The organism is Syntrophorhabdaceae bacterium (genome assembly GCA_028713955.1).
Taxonomy (GTDB): domain Bacteria; phylum Desulfobacterota; class Syntrophorhabdia; order Syntrophorhabdales; family Syntrophorhabdaceae; genus UBA5609.
Map to the genome: position 1 here is coordinate 1 of JAQTNJ010000208.1, position 5,460 is coordinate 5,460.

At 48.9% G+C, this 5,460-nt stretch carries 5 protein-coding genes; all 5 read right to left on the minus strand.

The genetic code is table 11. The features are described 5' to 3' along the window. Positions 1 to 843, minus strand: an 843-nt coding sequence (gene secF / locus PHU49_13835; protein MDD5245085.1) for a protein translocase subunit SecF, incomplete at its 3' end; no start/stop codon positions are given. Further along, complete coding sequence (gene secD / locus PHU49_13840; protein MDD5245086.1) at positions 843 to 2,435, minus strand: protein translocase subunit SecD; 1,593 nt, start codon at positions 2,433 to 2,435, stop codon at positions 843 to 845. The genes secF and secD, both read right to left, overlap by 1 nt. Positions 2,436 to 2,563: 128 nt before the next feature. Continuing rightward, a complete protein-coding gene (locus PHU49_13845) occupies positions 2,564 to 2,833 on the minus strand; it encodes a hypothetical protein (protein MDD5245087.1) in 270 nt (89 codons plus the stop codon). After that, the gene (locus PHU49_13850) at positions 2,833 to 4,152 is read right to left on the minus strand and encodes a hypothetical protein (GenBank protein ID MDD5245088.1); all 1,320 of its coding nucleotides are present in this window, start codon (positions 4,150 to 4,152) and stop codon (positions 2,833 to 2,835) included. Before PHU49_13850 ends, PHU49_13845 begins: the two co-directional genes overlap by 1 nt. Before the next feature lie 674 nt (positions 4,153 to 4,826). After that, positions 4,827 to 5,460: hypothetical protein (locus PHU49_13855; GenBank protein MDD5245089.1), on the minus strand; the 634-nt coding region annotated here is incomplete at its 5' end.

Here is a 5,460-nt window from a genome sequence, read left to right on the forward strand (position 1 = left end):
TATGAGCACCCCGATAAAAAGAGCAAAAGCAAAATCAAAGAGAACCTCGCCGCCGAGAAAAAGGATCGCACCGATAGTGATCGCCGTCGTTAATGACGTTATGAGGGTTCTGCTCAACACCTCATTGGTGCTGAAATTAATTACTGCTCCAAAGTCGGATTTTGCTTTCATCCTGGCCATGTTCTCCCGGATCCTGTCGAAAACAACAACGGTGTCGGTGAGCGAATACCCCGCTATGGTCAGGAGAGCAGTAATAAAGAGAATATTCATCTCCATGTTGAAGATGTAGAATACGCCGAGGATGACAAGGACATCATGGAAGGTGGCGATTGTGGCCGCAATCCCGAAGATAAAGGTAAACCTCCAGGCAATATAGATGATGATGCAGATAAGTGCAATAACAACGGCAATGATCGCGTCCTTTTTCAGCGCCTGTCCGACAGTGGAACCAACCATATTGCTTCCGACTACCTCGAACTTCTTGCCTTTCAGATTTGCGGAGATGTACTGGCCTATTGTATCCTGAGCCTTTTCCTTCTCGGTATCAGATATCTTTGTCTTTATGAGAAACTCATTCGTCCCGCTTATTTCCTGTATCTGCACGTCATGAAGACCGCTTCCAATGAGGGCGCTTCTCAGTTCTCCTATGGATACCTTCTCGCTGAATTTGACCTGCAGCTGTGTCCCGCCCGTGAAATCCACGCTGAGATTCGCTTTCCCCAAAGTGACCATGAGAAAACCGATACAACCCAGCACAACAAGCACTAAGGAAAATATAAAGGCCTTATTCCGCAGCCCGATAAAATCTATGTTTGTCTTTTTTGTTATCTCTACAAACTTCATCAAATGCTTAAGCTCCTTGGTTTAAACTTCACGATGATCCAGTCATATATCGCTTTCGATCCGAACACAGCGGTGAAAAGATTGATGATAACTCCAATGCTCAGCGTAACGGCAAACCCCTTTATAGGGCCCGTTCCGAACGTGAAGAGTATGAAGGTCGTAATAAGTGTCGTAATGTGTGAGTCAAAAATCGTGACCCACGCTTTGGTATATCCCGCGTCAACAGCCGCCCTCGCGGTTTTCCCAAGACGCAGCTCTTCCCTGATCCTTTCAAAGATAAGGACGTTGGAATCGACGCCCATTCCCATGGTCAGGATAATACCTGCTATGCCGGGCAGGGTCATCGTGGCCTTCAGGGCAGTAAATGCGCCAAGGAGATAAAGGAGGTTCAAAAAGAGGGCGATATCGGCAATAACGCCTGAATAGCGGTAATAGTAGATCATAAAGATAAAGACGAGGATAGCGCCCAGGATAGCTGCCCGTACACCCTTTTTAATCGAATCCTGCCCGAGCGTGGGGCCGATGGTGATGTTCTGTATTACCTTCACCGGAGCCGGAAGCGCACCGGCACGGAGCACTATCGCAAGGTCCTTTGCCTCTTCCATCGTGAAACCGCCTGTGATCGATGCCTTGCCGCCCGATATCCTCTCCTTGATAACAGGCGCAGAATAGACCGTATTATCGAGGATGATGGCAAGCCTCTTTCCGACATTCTCAGCGGTTATCTTATCGAATATCCGTGCACCCTCGCTGTCAAATTCTATCGCAACGTAGGGCTCATTATTGAACTCCCCGCCGATCCTGACCTTTGCGTCAGTCAGCAGTTCCCCGGTGAGAAGCGCCTGTCTCTTAAGGAGGATCGGTGTAGTCGTATAAATGCCCGTGTCCTTGTTTCTTGTCCTCATGGTAAGAACTTCGCTGCCTTCAGGAACAGATCCCCCCTGAAACCTCGTGAGGTTCTCTTCGTCAACCAGCTTGAATTCAAGCTGGGCAGTTCTGCCGATCAGTTCTAAGGCCCGCTGGGGGTCTTTGATGCCCGGCAGCTGCACGAGTATCTGGCTTTCCCCCTGCTGGACAATGACCGGCTCTGTAACTCCGAATTGATCTATCCTGTTGCGTATCGTCTCCAGCGCCTGCTTTACCGCATTTTCCTTAATACCGGCAACCTCTTTATCGGGCAGGAGGAATGTGAGGTGAAGGATATCCCCTTCTGCCTTCGAATCTCCGGCCTTCAGATCGGGAAAGTCCCTGCCTATAAGGTTATAAAGCTTGTCTTTCTGCTCTGCCCTCACCGATACTGAGAGCGTATTCCCGTGCTTGTCCAGCGCCAGGAAACGAACCCCGTCACGGATCATGGCGTCTTTGAGCGCGGCAAACTTTCTGTCGATCATGTTCTGCATAAGCTTCACCGTGTCAAGCTCAAGCAGGAGGTGCATGCCGCCCTTCAGATCAAGCCCGAGATGTATCTTGTCAGAGGGGAGATATTTTTTTAATGTCCCCTGCGGCTCTATAACATTCGGCAGACAGAATATGACCGATATGATTAAAAAGATCAGGACCAGGGTAAATCTGAATTTCAACGATTTAAGCACTTATCAGCCTCATGTTAAGGATTGGCAAAAATATATGCAAATTATAATCATATGACGATTTTGTCAAGAGAAATTTCTCACAAATACAAAACAGCTCATGGCTGATGGCTGATAGCTCATGGCAAATCCTAAATCATAAGATCTAAACCCCTCGTCAGCGACGACAAATCATCGCCGCCCGGACCGGTCACGTCATTATACGTATAGGAGAACTCGTTGGAGAAGTGAAGCTCGTTCGCGGGGGCATCAGCGGCATAGACCGGTTTACTCAATGTGAGGAACAGGGCAATAAGAAGGCATGAAAAAGAGACCGCAGACACGCTAACGGTAAGGCTGATCCGACGTTTTCCTGCATTGACAGGTGTCATTACTATCCCTCCTGATCTGTATCTATCCATCAAAATGTCCTCGAGCCGTTCGGCTGGTATTTATAGCGGATCGTCGTTGTACGCGGCGGACATGCGGCAGCAGTATCATTAACGATCTCTACGACAGCGTATTTGCCGTCCGCAAGTTTGAATGCATAGCTATGCCCTACCGTAAAGGCAGTGATGATGCCGGCGATAGAGTATCCCGATGAGGGCGCCTCGCTTACCGAATCGACGCTTTTGGCGCCGAGGTCCTGGGCAAAAATTCCCACGTTGAGTCGTATTCCGGGGCATACAAGCATGATATCACCGTTCATCGGTGGAGGGGTAAGGATCTCCGTTGTCCTTGTATCTGTCGAGAACTTCAACCCTTCAGTACTGACAGCCGTCATGTGGAGCGTCACCGACTTTGTCTCAGCCGTGGTTGTTCCGCCCCCTTCCACAAACTTCACTGATTCCTGATAGGTCACCTTTTTTGCCTGGCCCTTGCTGTCCACGATGATCACGTCCGTGCCTGCAGTCTCGGATACAAACCCCTGGGCTACATTCGAGGAATCGCTGAGACCGAATATGAGGGGCCATTTCATGCTGTATATCTTCGCCCCCCTGTCTCCCAGCTTAAAGGTCATCTGCGTCGCAGCGTTGTCCTGAAGGGTCCTGCCCGACCTGGCAGAGGTAACCTGCCTGTTGTACGTAAATGTTACGAATATCTTTCCCGTTGTGTCGACGGTGACGTTCGTCAGTACATACCGTAGTATGATATTGTCAAAGGCGCTGAAATCCTTCCGTACGGCCCTGTCGAGGAATGTCTTGTCGCCGGTAAAATCATCGCTCACAAGCGCCATGAACTCCTGGGGCTTTTCCTTCTGATAGGCATCGATCAGGCTGTCAAGGATGCTCTTCACGACACCCTGTACGTTCTGTGTTGAGACCACCACCTCTTTGAGTGTGCTTTCAACGTTATTCGTCTTCCCCCGTGTATCTGTTATCTCAACGTAAATTCTGTATGTCTTGTTCAGTTCCGGCTTGAACCCGTATTCAAATGCCCCACTGTTGCTCAGCTTCATATCAAGCCAGCTCTGCTTGCCGTCAGTGCTGACCCGCGCGCTTCCGATCTTGTTCATACCGGCAGTCGCCTTCCCCTGTATCATGACCATACCGTTGGGCAGCGTTTCTCTGAAGAGCAGGACCTTTGTCCCGGTTTCACTGAAGCTCATCTTATTGAGATAGATATACTGGAGTTCAACATTGTCTTCCGAAGCCCCGAAGATCCACCACTTTGCATGGCCGTCAGAGGCGAAAGCTAAGAGAAGAAAAAAGAGCAGCAATATCCTGCCGGACAATTTCATCAAAACCTCCTCACCTTTTCTGGAGTATATATTCTATTAGTACAGCACGGAACAAACTGTAAACAAATATTTCGTCCCGAAAGCGCTTCCTTGCAGTATTTAATAACCAAATTTCGTATCTCGTATATCGTATCCCGTATCTCGAGATTCCAATAAATCCGTTCGGCGTTGGGCGTTCGAATCGTCTCTTTGGTTTCTCACCTTTCACCTTTTACTTTTCACTATTCACTGCCTTTATCCAGCGTGTCTGCGGGGAAAGCCCGGCGCCGATACTCTGGTGACGTGTCCGGGTTAAACTAACCCGATGCTCGTCGCTCGTTACTGTTCGCTGGTTACTTGATACTGGATGCTAGTGCATAGCGCATGGCGCATATCGTGACAACCGTGAGTCATCGTGAGAAGCCGCATTCTTTATCGTTATCGCAAGGAGCGAAGCGGGGTATGATCATTGAATTAGATTGCCACGCCCTGCGGGCTCGCAATGACACCGTGCCGCGCTGCGCGACCCATCACCTATTACCCATCACCTTTCACCGGTTTCATCCAATTACGAATTACGATTCACGAATTACGGGTTTTCTCACCTTTCACTTTTCACGGGATTCATCTTTACGACTTACGATTTCTCTCGCCGAACGTTTTCTTCGATCCCGATATACGATATACGGTCTGTTCTATCTGGTGAATCCGAAGAGCGGCTGTCCGCGGACAGAGTGCAGGCTCAGTTTGCCGTTATCAAACCTGAAGATCATTGTCGTTGACCCTTCATCGTTGCGGCGTCGTCCTGTTTTAATATCTGTATAGCTCCTGTTGAAATTTAAAGAGACAGAGACCTTGTCCTTATAATCAGGCGTTACGTTGTTGAGGTTATAACTGATGTTTATATCGTGGAGGGTGCTGAAGTCGTTCTGAACCGACTTTTCATATTCGACCTTTTCACCGGTAAAAGAATCGTTCACGTAAGACATAAAGATCCCTGAGGCCTTTCCCTGGTATGCCTCGATCATACCGTTCAGGACATCTCTTACAGCATTATAGACAGACCTGTCCAGGATGAATATCCCCTTGAAAGTGCTGTCAACATCGTTCGTGTCGCCCTTTCTATTGGTGATCCGTATAAAAAGGCCATAGGTGGTCCCTTTCTGTGCCCTGAAACTATACCGGAACGTATTTTTCCGTGTTACCCTGACCTTTCGCCAGGTGCCTTTATTATCAATGCTTACCTCAACCGTTTTCTCCCTCTCGTTACCCGCTACCTTGCCCGCTATGGCAATCTTCCCGCCGGGCAGCAATTCCCTGAAGAAGGTG

What these genes read in the sequence shown, in the direction of transcription:
- PHU49_13845 (MDD5245087.1), bottom strand. Translation starts at nt 2,833, where the DNA reads ATGGATAGATACAGATCAGGAGGGATAGTAATGACACCTGTCAATGCA.
- PHU49_13850 (MDD5245088.1), bottom strand. Translation starts at nt 4,152, where the DNA reads ATGAAATTGTCCGGCAGGATATTGCTGCTCTTTTTTCTTCTCTTAGCT.